The organism is Paraburkholderia sp. BL17N1 (assembly GCF_003634175.1).
In the GTDB taxonomy this organism is placed as follows: domain Bacteria; phylum Pseudomonadota; class Gammaproteobacteria; order Burkholderiales; family Burkholderiaceae; genus Paraburkholderia.
Window position 1 is genome coordinate 612,207 of sequence record NZ_RBIW01000002.1, and the last position, 15,937, is coordinate 628,143.

Annotated in this window: 16 protein-coding genes; 8 read left to right on the top strand and 8 right to left on the bottom strand. The window is 64.4% G+C overall.

All coding sequences use genetic code 11. The features are described 5' to 3' along the window. Window positions 1–4: 4 nt before the first annotated feature. The gene (locus B0G82_RS22590) at window positions 5–1,879 is read right to left on the bottom strand and encodes a cytochrome c biogenesis protein DipZ (protein WP_121309105.1); all 1,875 of its coding nucleotides are present in this window, start codon (window positions 1,877–1,879) and stop codon (window positions 5–7) included. A gap of 266 nt (window positions 1,880–2,145) precedes the next feature. On the opposite strand from B0G82_RS22590, the gene B0G82_RS22595 reads away from it, so the two are divergent. Together B0G82_RS22595 and B0G82_RS22600 are read left to right on the top strand one after the other, a co-directional pair. After that, window positions 2,146–2,883: a response regulator transcription factor gene (locus tag B0G82_RS22595; RefSeq protein WP_121309106.1), complete on the top strand. Its 738-nt coding sequence runs from the start codon at window positions 2,146–2,148 to the stop codon at window positions 2,881–2,883. After that, on the top strand, window positions 2,880–4,376 hold the full coding sequence (locus B0G82_RS22600) for a HAMP domain-containing sensor histidine kinase (protein WP_121309107.1): 1,497 nt from the start codon (window positions 2,880–2,882) through the stop codon (window positions 4,374–4,376). The genes B0G82_RS22595 and B0G82_RS22600 overlap by 4 nt, the downstream gene beginning before the upstream one ends. 165 nt (window positions 4,377–4,541) lie before the next feature. Here the strand turns inward: B0G82_RS22600 and B0G82_RS22605 are convergent, their stop codons facing one another. Both B0G82_RS22605 and B0G82_RS22610 read right to left on the bottom strand, forming a co-directional pair. Beyond that, complete coding sequence (locus B0G82_RS22605) at window positions 4,542–5,321, bottom strand: hypothetical protein (protein ID WP_116148925.1); 780 nt, start codon at window positions 5,319–5,321, stop codon at window positions 4,542–4,544. Between the two features lie 98 nt (window positions 5,322–5,419). Then, window positions 5,420–5,617 carry a hypothetical protein gene (locus B0G82_RS22610; protein ID WP_121309108.1) on the bottom strand — a complete coding sequence of 66 codons (198 nt, stop codon included), beginning with the start codon at window positions 5,615–5,617 and terminating at the stop codon, window positions 5,420–5,422. A gap of 186 nt (window positions 5,618–5,803) precedes the next feature. Between B0G82_RS22610 and B0G82_RS22615 the strand changes: the two genes are divergently transcribed. The 3 genes from B0G82_RS22615 (at window position 5,804) to B0G82_RS22625 (ending at window position 7,494) form a co-directional block, all read left to right on the top strand. After that, window positions 5,804–6,124 carry a DUF4148 domain-containing protein gene (locus tag B0G82_RS22615; RefSeq protein WP_121309109.1) on the top strand — a complete coding sequence of 107 codons (321 nt, stop codon included), beginning with the start codon at window positions 5,804–5,806 and terminating at the stop codon, window positions 6,122–6,124. 415 nt (window positions 6,125–6,539) lie between these two features. After that, on the top strand, window positions 6,540–6,734 hold the full coding sequence (locus tag B0G82_RS22620) for a hypothetical protein (RefSeq protein ID WP_106277155.1): 195 nt from the start codon (window positions 6,540–6,542) through the stop codon (window positions 6,732–6,734). 298 nt (window positions 6,735–7,032) lie between these two features. After that, window positions 7,033–7,494, top strand: a complete 462-nt coding sequence (locus tag B0G82_RS22625) for a TerB family tellurite resistance protein (RefSeq protein ID WP_121309110.1) — start codon at window positions 7,033–7,035, stop codon at window positions 7,492–7,494. Here the strand turns inward: B0G82_RS22625 and B0G82_RS22630 are convergent. Continuing rightward, window positions 7,470–8,348, bottom strand: a complete 879-nt coding sequence (locus B0G82_RS22630; RefSeq protein WP_121309111.1) for a LysR family transcriptional regulator — start codon at window positions 8,346–8,348, stop codon at window positions 7,470–7,472. The genes B0G82_RS22625 and B0G82_RS22630 overlap by 25 nt on opposite strands. A 121-nt stretch (window positions 8,349–8,469) precedes the next feature. On the opposite strand from B0G82_RS22630, the gene B0G82_RS22635 reads away from it, so the two are divergent. Together B0G82_RS22635 and B0G82_RS22640 are read left to right on the top strand one after the other, a co-directional pair. Further along, complete coding sequence (locus B0G82_RS22635) at window positions 8,470–9,222, top strand: TerC family protein (protein ID WP_121309112.1); 753 nt, start codon at window positions 8,470–8,472, stop codon at window positions 9,220–9,222. A gap of 90 nt (window positions 9,223–9,312) precedes the next feature. Then, window positions 9,313–9,606 carry a zf-TFIIB domain-containing protein gene (locus tag B0G82_RS22640; protein WP_116145749.1) on the top strand — a complete coding sequence of 98 codons (294 nt, stop codon included), beginning with the start codon at window positions 9,313–9,315 and terminating at the stop codon, window positions 9,604–9,606. Between the two features lie 53 nt (window positions 9,607–9,659). Here the strand turns inward: B0G82_RS22640 and B0G82_RS22645 are convergent, their stop codons facing one another. The 4 genes from B0G82_RS22645 to B0G82_RS22660 are packed head-to-tail and all read right to left on the bottom strand — an operon-like array spanning window position 9,660 to window position 14,358. Beyond that, window positions 9,660–10,313 carry a DUF2894 domain-containing protein gene (locus B0G82_RS22645; RefSeq protein ID WP_116145751.1) on the bottom strand — a complete coding sequence of 218 codons (654 nt, stop codon included), beginning with the start codon at window positions 10,311–10,313 and terminating at the stop codon, window positions 9,660–9,662. Next, window positions 10,306–10,953 (bottom strand): OmpA family protein, encoded by a 648-nt coding sequence (locus tag B0G82_RS22650; RefSeq protein ID WP_116145752.1) that lies wholly within the window; start codon window positions 10,951–10,953, stop codon window positions 10,306–10,308. The genes B0G82_RS22645 and B0G82_RS22650 overlap by 8 nt, the downstream gene beginning before the upstream one ends. Continuing rightward, a complete protein-coding gene (locus tag B0G82_RS22655; RefSeq protein WP_121309113.1) occupies window positions 10,950–13,568 on the bottom strand; it encodes a DUF802 domain-containing protein in 2,619 nt (872 codons plus the stop codon). The genes B0G82_RS22650 and B0G82_RS22655 overlap by 4 nt, the downstream gene beginning before the upstream one ends. A 10-nt stretch (window positions 13,569–13,578) precedes the next feature. Further along, window positions 13,579–14,358, bottom strand: coding sequence for a DUF3348 domain-containing protein (locus tag B0G82_RS22660; RefSeq protein ID WP_121309114.1), 780 nt, complete (start codon window positions 14,356–14,358; stop codon window positions 13,579–13,581). Window positions 14,359–14,633: 275 nt separating this feature from the next. Between B0G82_RS22660 and B0G82_RS22665 the strand changes: the two genes are divergently transcribed. Beyond that, window positions 14,634–15,878 (top strand): FAD-binding oxidoreductase, encoded by a 1,245-nt coding sequence (locus tag B0G82_RS22665; RefSeq protein ID WP_121309115.1) that lies wholly within the window; start codon window positions 14,634–14,636, stop codon window positions 15,876–15,878. Window positions 15,879–15,937: the final 59 nt, after the last annotated feature.

Sequence of the window (15,937 nt, forward strand, 5' to 3'; positions counted from 1 at the left end):
CGGCTTAGCCGAACGTGAAAGCAAATGCCTGCACGCCCGGGTCCAGAAACTCGATCGAGAACGTGTGGTCCCCGACTTCGCCCGTTTGCCGCACCAGTTGATAGAGACGCTGTCCGGTCACGGTGCCGCTGCCATCGGCGGCGACGTCGGTGCCGTGCGACGCGCCGGGCGCGGCGCCATCGACGCTCACGCGAAACCGCACCGGTTTGCCGTCCGTGCCCGGACCGAGCACCAAGTGCAGGTCGCGTGCATGAAAGCGATACACGATGCGTCCCGCGGGCGCCAGGAGCGTGGCGTGCTCGGCACCCACGTTCCATGAACCGGCAAGGCCCCAGTCGTCGACGCCGGGTTGCGACGGCGCTGCATACACGTGCGTCTTGTCCGCCACCTCCCCGCCCGGCGACGCGAAGTTCTCCGCGCGCTCATAACCGACGTAGGTTTCCGGCGATTGCATATCGGCGTTGTCCGCCGCGGCCTGCACGCCCTGCGCGCCGCCGTTGGCGATACCAATGGCCACTTTCGACGCATTCGCGTGGCCCGCTTCGGTCAGCAGTTGCTGGATCACCTTTTCGGATTCCGCGTAATCGCCTTCGCCGAAGTGGTGATAGCGGATCTGCCCTTTCGCATCGACGAAATAGTGGGCGGGCCAGTACTGATTATTCAGCGCGCGCCAGATTGCGTAGTTGTTGTCGATCGCAACGGGGTAGTCAACGCCGAGGTCGTGCGTGGCTTTCTTCACATTGTCGATATTGCGTTCGAAGGCGAACTCCGGCGCATGCACGCCGATCACGACAAGCCCCTGATCCTTGTACTTCTGCGCCCACGCTTTGACATACGGCAGCGAACGCAAGCAATTGATGCACGAGTATGTCCAGAAGTCGACGAGCACGACTTTGCCGCGCAAATCCTGCGTGGTGAGCGGCGGCGAATTCAGCCATTGGACCGCGCCGTCCAGCGGGGGCAGCACGCCTTCGACCGGCAGCGGCGCCGCCTCGGCGGCGGTGCGCATCATCGCACCGTCCTGCGCCGCATTGGTCGCGGTGGAATCCGCACCGGCATTAGCGGCCGATTGCGGCGCGAGCTTGGCGCTCGCCATTGCACCGCCGGACGCATCGGCCGGATTGCCGGCGACCGGCGCTTTGCCCAGCGCCGCGTTCGGCGACAGCTTATCGACGAGTTTCTGTTCGAGGCCGCCAGTCGCAACCGTGGAGACGCGAGCAAGCACGCCGGTGTCGAAACCGAGCGCAATCGCCGCCACGCCGCACAACATCAATGCGCCGATGCCGCGGCGGATCCATTCGCCCGCGCCCAGCGAACGCTTCATCGCCGTGAACACCTTGCCGCCGATCAGCAGGGCCACCGCCAGCGAAGTCGCCGCGCCGGCCGCGTAGGCCACCAGCAGGAACGTCGTGCCGACGCTTGCACCGCGCAATGCCGCGCCCGTCAGCACGAGACCGAGAATCGGACCGGCGCACGGCGCCCACAACAGGCCGGTGGCAATGCCGAGCAGAAACGATGAACCCGCGCGAACCTGCTGACCGTCGGCCTGCGCGAAGTTCGACAGGCGATTGCCGGCGCTGACGAGCGGCCGCATCAGATGATCGGCGAAGCGCGGGAACAGCAGCGTCAGCCCGAAGATCGCCAGCAGCGCGATAGCCACCCAGCGGCCGTACTGGTTAGCCTGCGTGACCCAGCCGCCGCCCACCGCGGCAAGCGTCGCGACGAGGGCGAAGGTCAGCGCCATGCCCGCCAGCAAGGGCAAGCCGCTGCGCACGAAAGGCTGGTCGGCGCGCGCGAAAACAAACGGCAGCACCGGCAGGATGCACGGGCTGAGAATCGTGAGGGCGCCGCCGAGATAGGCGAGAACGATGAGTAACATGTCAGTTCCGAACGTTCGTGTAGGTCGGTTAAAGTGGGCACGCCGGCTCGCGCGGCAGCCGGCGTACAGTTCATTCAAAATCTGATACTGCAGAAAGTGCCCACATCCTAGAGCGCCGCTGGTGTCGAAGTCCTCACGAAAAGTTAAATTAAATGTGATAACTCGCGGCCCGGAAATTTTGCACAATGGCGCCATGGCCGCTTTTCCCGGCGGCCGCGCCCGGCCTTCCTCCTCAACCATTCCCTGAACCGCGGCACAAGCCCACCATGGACAATCCGAAGCGCATCCTGATCGTGGAAGACGACGTCGACATCGCCAACGTGCTGAGCCTGCATCTGCGCGACGAGCGCTATGAAGTCGTGCACAGCGCCGACGGCAATGAAGGGCTGCGCCTGCTGGAACAAGGCGGCTGGGACGCGCTGATTCTCGATCTGATGCTGCCCGGCGTCGACGGGCTGGAAATCTGCCGGCGTGCCCGCGCGATGACGCGCTATACGCCGATCATCATCACCAGCGCGCGGTCGAGCGAAGTGCACCGGATTCTCGGCCTCGAACTCGGCGCGGACGACTATCTCGCCAAACCGTTCTCGGTGCTCGAACTGGTGGCGCGCGTGAAAGCGCTGCTGCGCCGCGTCGACGCGCTGGCGAAAGACTCGAAACTCGAAGCCGGCACCCTGCGCATCGCGGGGTTGTCGATCGATCCGTTGACACGCGAGGCCGCCGTCGACGGCAGGCCGATCGAACTCACGCCGCGCGAATTCGACCTGCTCTATTACTTCGCGCAGCATCCCGGCAAAGTGTTCTCGCGCATGGACCTGCTCAATGCGGTGTGGGGCTATCAGCACGAAGGCTACGAGCACACCGTCAACACTCATATCAACCGGCTGCGCGCGAAGATCGAGGCCGATCCGGCTCAACCCGAGCGCATCCTGACCGTCTGGGGACGCGGCTACAAGCTCGCTGTCCCCGGCGAGCCGGCCGGCGCACCGAAGGACCCATCGTGAATCTGACGCTGACCCAGCGGCTCTCGCTCGTTTTCTCGGTGCTGCTGCTGGCATGCTGCGGCGCGTCGGCGTTCCTGCAGATCCGTTCCAGCGATCTGCACGAGAAAGAAGTCATCCAGAGCCTGTCGCGCAATCTCGCCGACCATATCGCTCATGGCAACTCGTTGATGGACGCCAATGGCTTGCGCCCCGACGCGGTCCGGCAGCTATTCGGCCAGTTGATGAGGGTGAATCCGAGTGTCGAGGTGTACCTGCTCGACAATCAAGGGCACATCAAAGGCGACGACGCGCCCGCGGGACACGTCAAGCGCGAACAGGTGAATCTTGCGCCGATCCGGCAATTCATCGCGGGAGACGCGCTGCCGATTCTCGGCGACGATCCGCGCAGCATCGACGGTAAAAAGGTGTTCAGCGCAGCGCCACTGCAATTGGGCGGACAGGCGCCGTCCGGCTATATCTACGTGGTCCTGCTCGGCGAGGAACACGACGCGCTCGCCGCGCGCGTGGCGGCCAGTTCCGTGCTGCGCACTACCTTGTGGTCGATGGCGCTGGTCGCGCTGCTGGGATTGCTGGCCGGCTTGACCGCATTCGGCCTGATCACGCGCCCGCTGCGGCGCCTCACCGACGCCATGCGCCGCTTCGACGCCGAGGGCGAGCCCGACACCCAGCCGAGTGTGCCGCGCTCGTCGCCGGCCGGTCGGCGCGACGAAATCGCCGTGCTTGAAGCGACGTTCGCGCAGATGGCGAACCGCATCGGAGAACAATGGCGAGCGCTGACGCGACAGGACCAGCAGCGTCGCGAACTGATCGCCAATATTTCGCACGATCTGCGCACACCGTTGACCTCGCTGCACGGCTATCTCGAGACGCTGTCGCTGAAGTCCGACACGCTCGGCGAAACGGAGCGCAAACGCTATCTGGCCATCGCGCTCGCGCAAAGCGTCAAGGTGGGCCGGCTGGCGCAAGCTCTGTTTGAACTGGCCAGACTCGAACACGGCAACGTGCAGCCGGTGCTCGAACAGTTCTCGCTGGTCGATCTGGTGCAGGACGTGTTTCAGAAATTCGAATTGCCGGCCGAGGCGCGGCACATTCAGTTGCGCGCGAATATTCCGTCACGCCTGCCGAATGTCAGTGCCGATCTCGGCATGATCGAGCGCGTGCTGACGAACCTGCTCGACAATGCCATTCGCCACACGCCCACTGAAGGATCGATCGAAGTGGATCTCGCGCATAAGGACGGCAAGGTGTCGGTGACGATCGCCGACACGGGTCCGGGCATTCCGCCCGAACAGCGTGAAGGTCTGTTCGAACGCCCGTTCAGCTCAGGCGGCGCGCATCGGGGCGGCGGACTGGGGCTGCTGATCGTCCAGCGCATGCTGCAACTGAACCGGAGCCAGATACGTTTGCTCGACACGTCGGGAACGGGCACGACCTTCTGCTTCGAGTTGCCGACGGCCGTCAACCGGTCGAGTTCCGCCGGTGTCCTGATGTGACGGACGGCGCCTGGCTCCGCTGGGAGGTGCTGCGATCGTCGGCATCGCCCAGCTTGCCCGCCTCCTACATTGCGCGCGAAAAAGTCCACGAGTTCAGCGCCACAGCGGAACATTTTGCAGAGTGCGTGGCGTCGTCGAAGGGACCAGGGTATCAGAACGGTGGCATCAGATGGTCATCGCCGCCTTCCGAAGCTGCCGGCGTTCCCGCCAGTTGCGTAGCTGACCCGCCACGAAGGCGCCGATCAACAACGACAGATACAGCATCAGAATGTTGTGGCGCCATGCATCGAGTGAAAGTTGATGCGCGACCAGCTTGGGATCGGTCCGCAATGGCCCGATGCAAAGTGCGAGGACTGCCTGCTTCATTCGAACAAAACCCGCGGCGGACAGCATGGGCAATCCAACGAGCAGCCCCATCAGATAAGGTTTCGCGCGCCGCGCCCCGGCACGATGACGCATACGCAGCCACAGTCCCAGACAACCATGCACCCAGCCGGGCGCAAGCAGTGCAAGCTGCAAACCTTGCGTGCCGCTGGTGATGAGCGATATCACAATGCGCTCGTAGTTCGGCTCGAATCCGTACAGCGACGAGGCAAGCCGGGTAGAAACCACATGACGGATCAACAGCAGCGGCAGACTCAGTCCCGCCCAAAGCCGGACCCATTCAGCGAGCGGCATTTTCCAGTGACGGCGTCCGTAGATCGTTCGCAGCGCCAGCGAAAAATGCAATAGCGACGCGCCATAGAGAAGCACCGTTCCCGGCACACTGCGCCACACCCGCAAAGCCAGCGCAAGACCGCGACCCGCAAGGTCCAGTGACCAGATACCGAGCGCGTGATTGATCAGATGCAGGGAGAGATAGACCAGCAGCACCACGCCGGACACGAGCTGACAGCGGCGCAGCAGAGTATGAACAGCCGGTTCCCTCGCCACGCGAACAACCATACCCAGCGGCCGCCGAAAAGGCGCAATCGGCGCGCGCCCGGTGGCCCGCAGCATGTCGGCCGAATACAGCGGCTTCCAGCTCGCAATACGCGTTCGATTCATTTCAGGCCTCGCGTGAGAGGCCGTTTCCGCCGCTCGCTATCCGCTTTGTGATTCACCGGCGTCTGGCGGATAGCGTCGGCGAATTTCTCCAGTGCCGACAGCGAACCGCATACGCTGTGGTACTCCTCCCGGCCAATCCGGGCGTCGAGAATGACGGCCATTCCCGATTCGCGGGCCATATCGATGATGTTCATTTTGCTCACCCCAATTCGTGTCTTCACGCACTGCAAGACGCCGAATCCGACGTGATTATTCCCTCGTATTTTTCAACGCACTGCCGGGAATAAGACATCCACGCCCCTGGTTTAACCGTTCAGAGCGTGTTGACGCCGACTCACGTCGAGTTCGAAGATTGCGCTCGCATATCGAGGAGTATTGACATGAAACTGATCTCTCTGAACCGTCTCATGGCCCGCGCCGCAGCAGGCGCACTCGTTGCATGCGCCGCCCTTCTGGCAACGGCAAGCGGCGCCTACGCGCAAACGTCGGCCACGCCCGGCGCGCACCAGCTCACGCGCGCCGAGGTGCGCCACGAACTCGAGGAGCTGGAAGCTGCCGGATACGATCCGTCTCGCGGCGACGAAAGCGACTATCCCGCCGACATTCAGGAAGCGGAAAAAAAAGTAGCCGCCATGCACGCAGCCCAGCAGAGCGCACTAAACAACAACCAGCCAGCCATGCAGGACATGCCCATGCATTGATGCCGGTCCGGTGTGTGTGAACCTGTGGACAGCGGGCTCTACTTTCGAGCGTCGGTCCTCTTCGGATCGACGCTGCTTTTTTGCCGGCATGCAACTCACCAGGGGACGGTACTCGCGTCTAGCGGCTGGATGCGAAAGCTTCGGTGCCCTTCGCCAAAATCCGTGGAGCCATGATCGTTTGAAACAGAACCTCGCCAGTGTAGAGCTGTTGTGGTTCAACAGACAGCAGGCTGGCCGACTGTTGGTTTTACCGCACCACCCACAGCTTCGCCGCAAGCTCATCAAACCTGCAACCCCTTTGTTATCAGCACGCTGAGGATCTTCAAGCATGCATGGCACATCATGTGCAGTGTAAGTGTGCGAGCACACACAAGAGTGCTCGCACACCCAGGTAATTTTCTCAAAGGAGAACGTCATGAAAGACCTGAAGATCCGCGAACTGCATCGCAATGAAGAAATGAGCTCTGCCGACATGGCACGCGTCGTCGGCGGCAAAGATAAAGAACCTGTCGGCAAGCCGACCCACATCGACGCCATGAATGGCGTGCTCACGTTCGGCGACGGCTCGAAGTGGTCGATGGACCTCAATGGCAAACTTCATCCGCTTTAAATCGACGAAGTTCGCCTGGTTCTCCGATGAGGCGCCTGGAAGTCGGGCGCTTCACCGGTGACCGGCCAGTCCACTCGATCCGTCACATCCGGGCCGAGATCAAAGTACTCACCTGAATGCAGTAGGAACACGGCACGCGCGGCGACCAAGACGCAGCGGACAAACGCTCGAACGGCTCCCCCCAATCTTCGTCTTTTCCGAACCTTCGCTTCGCATTTAGCAGGTTTATCCGATCCCTAACCTACCGCACACTGGACCTCATCTTCACTACGGACGTCGTCCAGGCAAGGAAAGAATCATGCGCACCTACCCGCGTAACAGCCCGCAAGCCGCAGCACGCATCGTCGCGCTGGCCCTCACTGCGGACGGCCACGTGTGCAGTTCGGAAGAGCGTGTGCTGCAGAGATTGAATATCGCCGGCGAACTCGGTCTCGCGCCCGCGCAATTCGAGCAGATCGTGCAGACGCTGTGCGAAGACCACTCGGTCGCGCATCTGTCGTTCGCGCCGCCGGTGGGCCGTCTCGACCCGACCATGCTCACGACCTTGATCGACGAGATCGACGATCCCACGTTGCGCCGCAAGGTCATTCGCCTGTGTGTCGCCGTGGCGGTCGCGGACGACTATCTGGCGGACGGCGAAATCGCCCTGCTCGCCGCCATGTTGAACGCGTGGGGACCCGACCTGACGCCGGCCGTCAACCGTCACGGACTGCCGTCGCGCGTCATGCGCGGTTATCAGCGCGCGCCGGCCACCACCTGAGAAGCGAGCCCGTGATGTTGCCCGCGACGCGATCGGATGGCGTGAATCTCTTCGATCACGCCATCGGCGCGGCCGAGCCAGCGCAGGCCCCGCAGCAGCGTCAGATCTTCCGCGCCGAGTTCCGCGAGTGGAAACACGCCGAGTCCGCGCGCGGCGAACACCGCCATGAGCGCGCTGTCCTCGAATTCGCCGACGATGCGCGGCCGGATGCCCTGCGCGTCGAACCAACGGTCGAGCCGCGCGCGCAAGGCGGCGTGCCGGGTCGGCAGAAGCACGGGCACCTCCGCGAGACACTGCGGAAAGCCCGCGCGCGCGGATTTGCGGACGATCTCAGTCGGGCCGTACCAATCGACCGGCGAACCAGCCAGGCGCTGGCTCAGTACGCGCAGGTCGGCATTGTGCGGCGCCGGCTGGCAAGCGAGCACCAGATCGAGCCGATGCAGCGCGAGTTCGGACATCAGCTCCGCGTGCTCGCCCTCGTGACATAGAAGCCTGAGCGACGGCGTGCCGAGCACCGGCGCCAGCAGCGCGTGCGCCGCGAGCTTCGAAATGCCATCGGAAAGACCGACGGCGAGCCGTGCCACACCTTCTCCACCGGCCTCGCGCATCTCGTCGAGGAGCGCCTCGCCAAGCTGAAAAATCTGCTCCGCGCAATTGAACGCGGTCTCGCCGGCTTCGGTCATCGTGACGCCCCGTCCCGCCGGTTTCAGCAGTTGGCGCCCGATCGACTTCTCCAGTTCCCGCACCTGCGCACTGATGGTCTGCACGGCCATATCGAGACGTTCGGCCGCACGCGCGAAGCCGCCCTCTTTCACTACTATCCAGAAGTAATACAGATGCCGGTAATTGAGCATGGCGTAACACTTCGAAAAAAACGATACGTCGCTCAGAGTATCACTTGTTTATCCGAAGCCAGAAGATAGCGATCATGATCGCTAATCCAACGTCACCCGCATTCATCCGCTTACGGACACCATGGACACTCTGCTCACACTCGCTGCCGACCCCGCCGCATGGGCCGCGCTCCTCACGCTGATCGTGATGGAAATCGTGCTCGGCATCGACAACCTGATCTTCATCTCGATCCTCAGCAACAAGCTGCCGGAAGCGCAACGCGCGCGCACGCAGCGCATCGGCATCATGCTCGCGCTCGTCATGCGGCTCGGCCTGCTCGGCACGGTCGCGTGGATCGCGCAATTGACCGCGCCGGCCATCACGCTATTCAGTCACGCGTTTTCGTGGCGCGACCTGATCCTGCTCGGCGGCGGCCTGTTCCTCGTCTGGAAGGCGACGCGCGAGATTCATCACCACGTGACGCATGCCGAGGAGCAACGCGACAAAGCGGGCAGCACCGTCCAGTTGACCGTGGCGGCCGCGATCGGCCAGATCCTGGTGCTCGATATGGTGTTCTCGGTCGACAGCATCATCACAGCTGTGGGCATGACCGAACACATGCCGATCATGTTCATCGCGGTGATCAGCGCGGTCCTGGCCATGCTGTTCGCAGCACGCCCGCTGTCACGCTTTATCGATCGCAATCCGACCATCGTCACGCTCGCGCTCAGCTTTCTGCTCGTGATCGGTATGACGCTGATTGCGGAAGGTTTCGGTTCGCATGTGCCGAAGGCTTACATCTACGTGGCAATGGCGTTCTCCGCGTTCGTCGAGGCGATGAACATGCTGGTGCGCCGCGCGAAATCGAAGCGCGTGCTCAGTAGCGGGCAATAAGCGAAAAGCGCGTGACGGTTTTCCCGGATCGGGAGTGTGCATTCGCCCGGTCCAGCATGCGATGTCTTTCTACTCTTGAGGAGCAACGCTATGAAATGCCCTGTTTGCAAGACCACCGACCTGCTGATGACCGAGCGCCGCTCGATCGAAGTCGACTACTGTCCCGACTGCCGGGGCGTGTGGCTCGATCGAGGCGAACTCGACAAGCTGATCGCGCAGGACGCGGCCCAACCCGACCCGCCGCCCGCCCCGCGCGCAAGCCACGACGGCCACCGGGAGCGGGATCGTTCGTACGACAGCCACCGCGGTTACGACGATCATCGATCGGGTTATCGGACGCAGAAGAAAAAGCGCTCCCTTTTCGACGTCTTCGATTTCGACTGAGCGCCGTCAGCCGCGAGGGAAAACGCGCCGGGCACGTTCCGGCACATATCGCACTAACGTGCTTTGCCGCGAGCGCTCTTGCCGGCGTTGCCGGCGCGGGGCGCGTCTTTACCGGCGGGCGCGGCGCCGCCGTTTATCTGTTCCATCCACGACAAGGCATCGACGTAGGACAGAAACTGCTTGAGGTAGCCCGGCGACACTTCGCTCATCAGCGAGAGCGCCCGATGCACGAGGCTGCTCGAGTTGAGCGGGCCGGCGTTGCCCGGCACCTTTTCCAGCGACTGCCGCAACTGCTTTTCCGTGCGAACTTTCGACCAGACGTCCCTGAAGTAATCGAGCGCGGGCATCTCGGGATATGAAGCGGCGCACGGCAAACCGCTCGCCGCGGGCACATGATCCTGACTCGCGATGTAGTCGACGAGGCTCTTCAGCGCTGCGTACGCGGGCTCGTTGGCGGCTTGCACAGCAGTGTCATCAGCCGAAGATGCGGCGGCGCGTTCGATGTGCCCGGCGTACGCGTCCAGTAGCCCGGACAGCCTTTCGTCCAGAATCCGCCGCGCTTCGCCGCTGTGACCGGCCGCGCGCCGTTCGAGCGCGTCGATGAAATGGAAGCGGACAGGATCGAGCCGATCGGCGCCGCGTTCGCGCCACGCGTCCAGCGTCGCACGGGCTCCGCGTGCCGGATCGTTATCGCCCGCGTTACTCACGAGGCTTTACCGTCGAGGTCGACGGCCGCGGCACCGGCGCAATTTCCACGCGACGGTTTTTGGCGCGGCCCTGCTCGTCCGTATTCGAGCTCACCGGTTGTCCGGAACCGAAGGCCGCCGCAAACAGCGACGACGCGGGCACGCCGTCGTCGATCAGCGCGCGCGTCACCGTCAGCGCGCGCTGCGCCGACAATTCCCAGTTGTCCGCGAAACGGCGGTTGCCTTCGCGCAAGCGCTGATCGTCGGTAAAGCCGCTCACCATCAGGATTTCGTCGTTGGCGCCGAGATACGCGGACAGCGGCCCGGCCAGACTCTTCAGCAAATCCCGGCCTTGCGGCTGCAACTGATCGGAGTTCAGCGCGAACAGCACATTGCCGCTGATCCCGATGCGCCCGTTCACCAGCGTCACGCGCCCAGCCGCGAGCGGACCCGCGAGCGCCTGCTCGAGCGTCTTGCGGCGCTGCGTTTCCAGTTGACGCTGCTTGACTTCCTGCTCCAGCTTGCTCGACAGCTCCAGTTGCACGCCGATCACGCCCACGAGGATCAGCACGAAGGCGCCCAGCAGCACCGACATCAGGTCGCCGAAAACCGGCCAGATCGGCGCGACCTGCTCCACGCCGCCGTCGATGTCCTCGCTCATGCCGCTTCAGCTCCCGCTGACGCACGCCGGGCGGCAAGTTGCTGCAGGTCTTCGACGATCTGCTTCTGCGACATCACGCTCAGATCGATGACTTCCCGCGCCTGCGCCACGTAGTACGCGAGTTGTTCGTCGCTGCGCGCGAGGGATTTGTCGAGCGCAGTTTCGATACGCTGCAGGTGCGTCACCAGCTTGTCGTTCGACTCGCCGAACACTTGCACAGCGGTGCCGAACGCGTCGCCGAGGCTCGCCACTTCGACGGCGCTGCCGGTGACTTGCGCGGCCACCAAACCCAGCTTGCCGGTTTCGAGTTCGATCTTGTCGGTGAAGCGCGTGCCCACGCGCTCCAGCAGATCCGCCGATGTCGCGACGAGCGCGTCGACGGCCGTGCGCTGCTCGGTGGATGCGTGATTGACGGCGTCGAGCAGGGTTTCCAGCGTTTCCAGCAAGCGGCTGCGCTCCTGCAGCATCGCGGTATCGCGGACCATGCTGTCGGAGAGCTTCTGACGCAATTCGGCGACGACTTCGGCCGCGGCCTTGGGCGCTTCCGAAGCCGCTTGCACGAGTTGGCCGATCTCGGCGATCGTCTCGCTGGCGTGGGCCTGCGTTTGGGCGGAGATGTCGCGCGCGGTTTGCGCCAGCGTCTCGCAAATTTCCTGCTGACGGCTCGCGGTGCGCTCGCCCGCCTGTTCCCATTCCGCGCTCAGGGTCCTGGCCATCGCGCCGAGCGCTTCGGTCCAGGCGGCCAGACGCTGCTGGTCTCGCGAGGCCAGTTCGGCTTGCAGATTTGCCGCGGCCTTCGGCGCTTCGGCCGCGGCCTGCACGAGCCGGTCGATTTCGGCGATCGTATTGCTGGCGTGCGCCTGCGTTTGGGCCGAAATATCGCGTGCGGTTTGCGCCAGCGCCTCGCAGATTTCCTGCTGACGGTTCGCGGTTTGCGCGCCGGACTGCGCCCATTCCTTGCTCAACGTGGCGGCTATCGCGCCGAGCGTCTCGGTCCAGGCGGCCAGACGCTGCTGGTCTCGCGAAGCCAGTTCAGCCTGCAGACTCGCCGCCGCTTTCGGCGCTTCGGCCGCGGCCTCGACGAGCCTGTCGATCTCCGCGATCGTGTTGCTGGCGTGCGCTTGCGTCTGTGCCGAGATATCACGCGCGGTTTGCGCCAGCGTCTCGCAGATTTCCTGCTGACGGCTCGCGGTTTGCGCGCCCGACTGCTCCCACGCCTTGCTCAACGTCGCCGCCATCGCACCGAGTGTTTCAGTCCAGGCGGCGAGCCGTTGTTCATCCTTCAAAGCCAGTTCGGTCTGCAAGTCCGCGTGCGACTGACCCACGCCACGCAGCAGAGACGCCGCGTGCTGCTCGAAAGTCGCGGCGGCCGCCGCCAAGGCCTGCTGGTTGTTCGCCGCGAGCTTTTCGCCGACGCGCTCCTGACGCGCCAACGCCTCGTTCCAGGCCTTCGAAACGTTGCCCGCCGTGTTTTCCAGCCGCGCGGAAACGCCGTCGAGCAGACCGGCCGAGCGTTGCTCGAAAGTGTCGGTGAAGCGATCCAGCGAGGCGCGCAGATGCTGCGCCAGTTCCTCGCTCGAACGCTGATGTCCCGCCAATGCTTTGTTCCAGATATCCGCGACGGTCGTGGTGGTCGTCTCGAAGCCGCTCGACAGCCCGTCCAGTTGCCGCTGCACGGCGTGCGTAACGGTGTCGTGCAACGCGCTCGTCTCGCGCGCGAGGCCGGCCATCGTGGCTTGCATGACCGGCTGCAGCGCCGCGCCGGCGGCGCGCGTGCTGTCCGCCACGCTCTCCTTCAACGACTGCTCGACCGAACTCGCGAGGCGCGTATAAGCGGCCTCGGCCCTGCCGTGGAAGGCCTCCTGGCTGGCGATCTGCCGCTCGTTCAAGGCGAGGCTTTGCTGCTCGATGGCCGACACCATCGTCTGCAGACGGTCGACCAGCGTGGGCATCACCTCGGACTGGCGCTGCAGAAGCCTGAAGGCCTCCTCGCGCTGGTGACTCTGCGAGTAGATGCGCAGGGTCGTCGCGATCTTCACGTCGAGCATCTGCGCGGCCTGTAGGCGCTCACGCCGGCACAGCGCGGACAGCAGCCCGAGCATCGCGGAAGTCGCCACGCCCGCAATCGAGGTGCCGAACGCGAAGCCCAAACCCTTGACCGGCGCGGCGAGCGAAGCGCGGATCGCCTGCAGGTCGGTCGCGCTTTCCAGCGCCATGCCGGTGCCGCGCAAGGTCACCACCATGCCGAGCAACGTGCCCAGCATGCCCAGCAGCACCAGCAAGCCGACCAGGTAAGGCGTGAGTGCCGGACCCGGCAAGGCCACCCGCTCGCCCTCAACGCGCAGGCGCGCAGCGTGCCGCAGGCTCGGATGCAAGGGCTCGAGCCATGCACCGAGACTCGGCGGTGGCCCGGATAGCCCGGCGACCGCCTGCGTGAGCGTAGCGGTCGCCTGGTTGTAGCGGTGCAATTCGAGCGAACCCGCCAGATAGCACACGCCGATCAATAAGGTGACGGCCAGTGCCAGCGGGTTCGAACCGGCGTAGCCGGCGGCGATCCAGCACACAGCGGCCAGACCAGCCAAAAACACAACGAGATCAAAACGATATCTGGACATAGTGTCCCAGTTAGCTGGCGCGAAGGGCGGCGAGCAACCCTTCGACCGGTTGTAAACGAATATCCAGTTCGGCAAGCAATACGCTTTGCATGTCCTTGCGGAACACATTCAGCCATGCGCCGGCGGTGAGCGCCGCGGCGTTGCTGGCTGCGTCGCCCGCGGCTTCGTCCGACACCTGGGCGGCGGCCAGCGTCACCTGCTCGGCCGCGCGCAAGCGCTCGAAGTGCCCGGCCAGCAGCGCCGGTATGGCGGCCAGCAGATTGCGCTCGCGCTCGCTCAGTGCGCGCTCCATTACGGCGTCCACCACGGCGAGCCGCGCCATGGCGGGTGTTCTGGTGGCCAGCATGCCCCGCAGGCGGCCGCGCAGATTGCCGATCGCCATTTCCATCGACTGCTGGATGGAGAGATAGCGTTGACGGAACACCGCGTAATCGGCCACCGGCTCGGCGGGCGCACTCTGCGACGACGCATGCGCGGACGCGCGTACGGGCCCGCGCCGCCTGTCGGCCGCGAACACGCTATCGCCCGTGATGGTCTTCGCCAGCGAACTGCGCGCGCGGACGTACTCCGACTCCTCCGCGCCGCCGAAGCCGCGCGCGCCGGCGGCAACGGCGGGCGGGTTGCCGTTCAGTACCGAGGACAGCGCAATGGCGTCGGTCCAGCCGAGCCATTGGCTGAGCCGGTCCGAGAGCGATTGCCTGGATTCGGGAACATCGACATCCGCGAGGCGTGCCAGTAAGCGAATGAGCGCCGGGCCGCTGAGGGCTGTGCGCTGGGGGGGTTGCGACATACCACCGGAGGCAAAAAAGTCGCCAGTTTACACGCTGTCGACGCCTGAGCGGCTGCAAGTCGATTCGCAGGCCGTGCGCGAGGCGCATTTTACTTGAGCGGCGGAGCGGTCGAGCGTCGAACCCGCCGGCTCAGGTCGGATAAAGCGAACGACTCCATGTAAGATGAACGCCCGCCTCAACGCGCCTGTGGACGGCGCCGCGCGACCCGAACGTTTGTCGACTGGATCGCGGCACTCTTCGAACAAAGCGACTTCAAGCGAGGCCTATAAGCAGAATGAAATTCGATACCGTTGTGCTCGGAGCGGGCATTGTCGGCGTGTGCATTGCCGCGCATTTGCAGAAACGCGGCCGCCAGGTCGCGCTGGTCGATCGTAAGCTGCCCGGCAACGAGACCTCGTTCGGCAACGCCGGGTTGATCCAGCGCGAAGGCGTTTATCCCTACGCGTTTCCTCGCGGACTCGGCACGTTGCTGCGCTATGCGCGCAACCAGTCGCCCGACGTTCGTTACCATGCCGACGCGATCCTCAAGACCGCGCCATTTCTCTGGCAGTACTGGCGCAACTCTCATCCAACGCGGCACGCCGCCATTGCGAAGTCGTACGCGACGCTGATCGAACATTGCGTGAGCGAGCACCGCGCGCTCGCCGCCGAGGCCGGCGCGAGCGCGCTTTTACGCCCGATCGGCTGGATGAAAGTGTTCCGCACCGCAGCGGCTCATGACGCGGAAACCCGGCTCGCCGAGCGGTGGCATCGCGAATATGAAGTCGAGTTCGAAGCGCTCGACGCCGCCCGCCTGCAACAGCTCGAACCCGATCTCGACAAGACCTTGCTGGGCGGTCTGCGCTATCCGGATTCCGATTCCGTGAGCGACCCGAACGCGCTCGTCACCGCCTACGCCAGATATTTCGAAGCGCTCGGCGGACGGTTTTTTATCGGCGATGCGGATACGCTGCGCGATGGCTGGCACGTCGACACGGAAGCGGGAACGATCTCCGCTTCATCCGCGGTCGTGGCGTTGGGGCCGTGGTCGGAGCGCGCGAGTACGCGCCTGGGTTACCGCTTGCCCCTCGCCGTCAAACGCGGCTATCACATGCACTACGCGCCGCAGGGCACGGCACGCCTGAATCATCCGGTGCTCGACGCGGAAGGCGGCTACCTGCTGGCGCCCATGGCACGCGGCATCCGCCTGACGACGGGCGCGGAAATCGCGGATCTTGAAGCGCCCAAAACGCCGACGCAACTCGCCGCGGTCGAGCCGGTCGCCCGCACGCTGTTCCCCTTGGGCAAGCGTCTCGACGACGAACCCTGGATGGGCCGCCGTCCTTGTACAGCGGACATGCTGCCGATCATCGGGCCCGCGAAAAAACATCCGGGCTTGTGGTTCGCGTTCGGCCACGCGCATCACGGGCTGACGCTGGGTCCGATAACCGGCCGTCTGCTCGCTGAAATGATGACGGGCGAAGCAACGCTCGTGGACCCCCGGCCGTTTAGTGTGGAACGATTCGCACGGCACGGTTAGCGCTGCGGGCCGCAATAAAAAAACGCCGCGGACAAACAAGTTCCGCGGCGTTGCTTTAC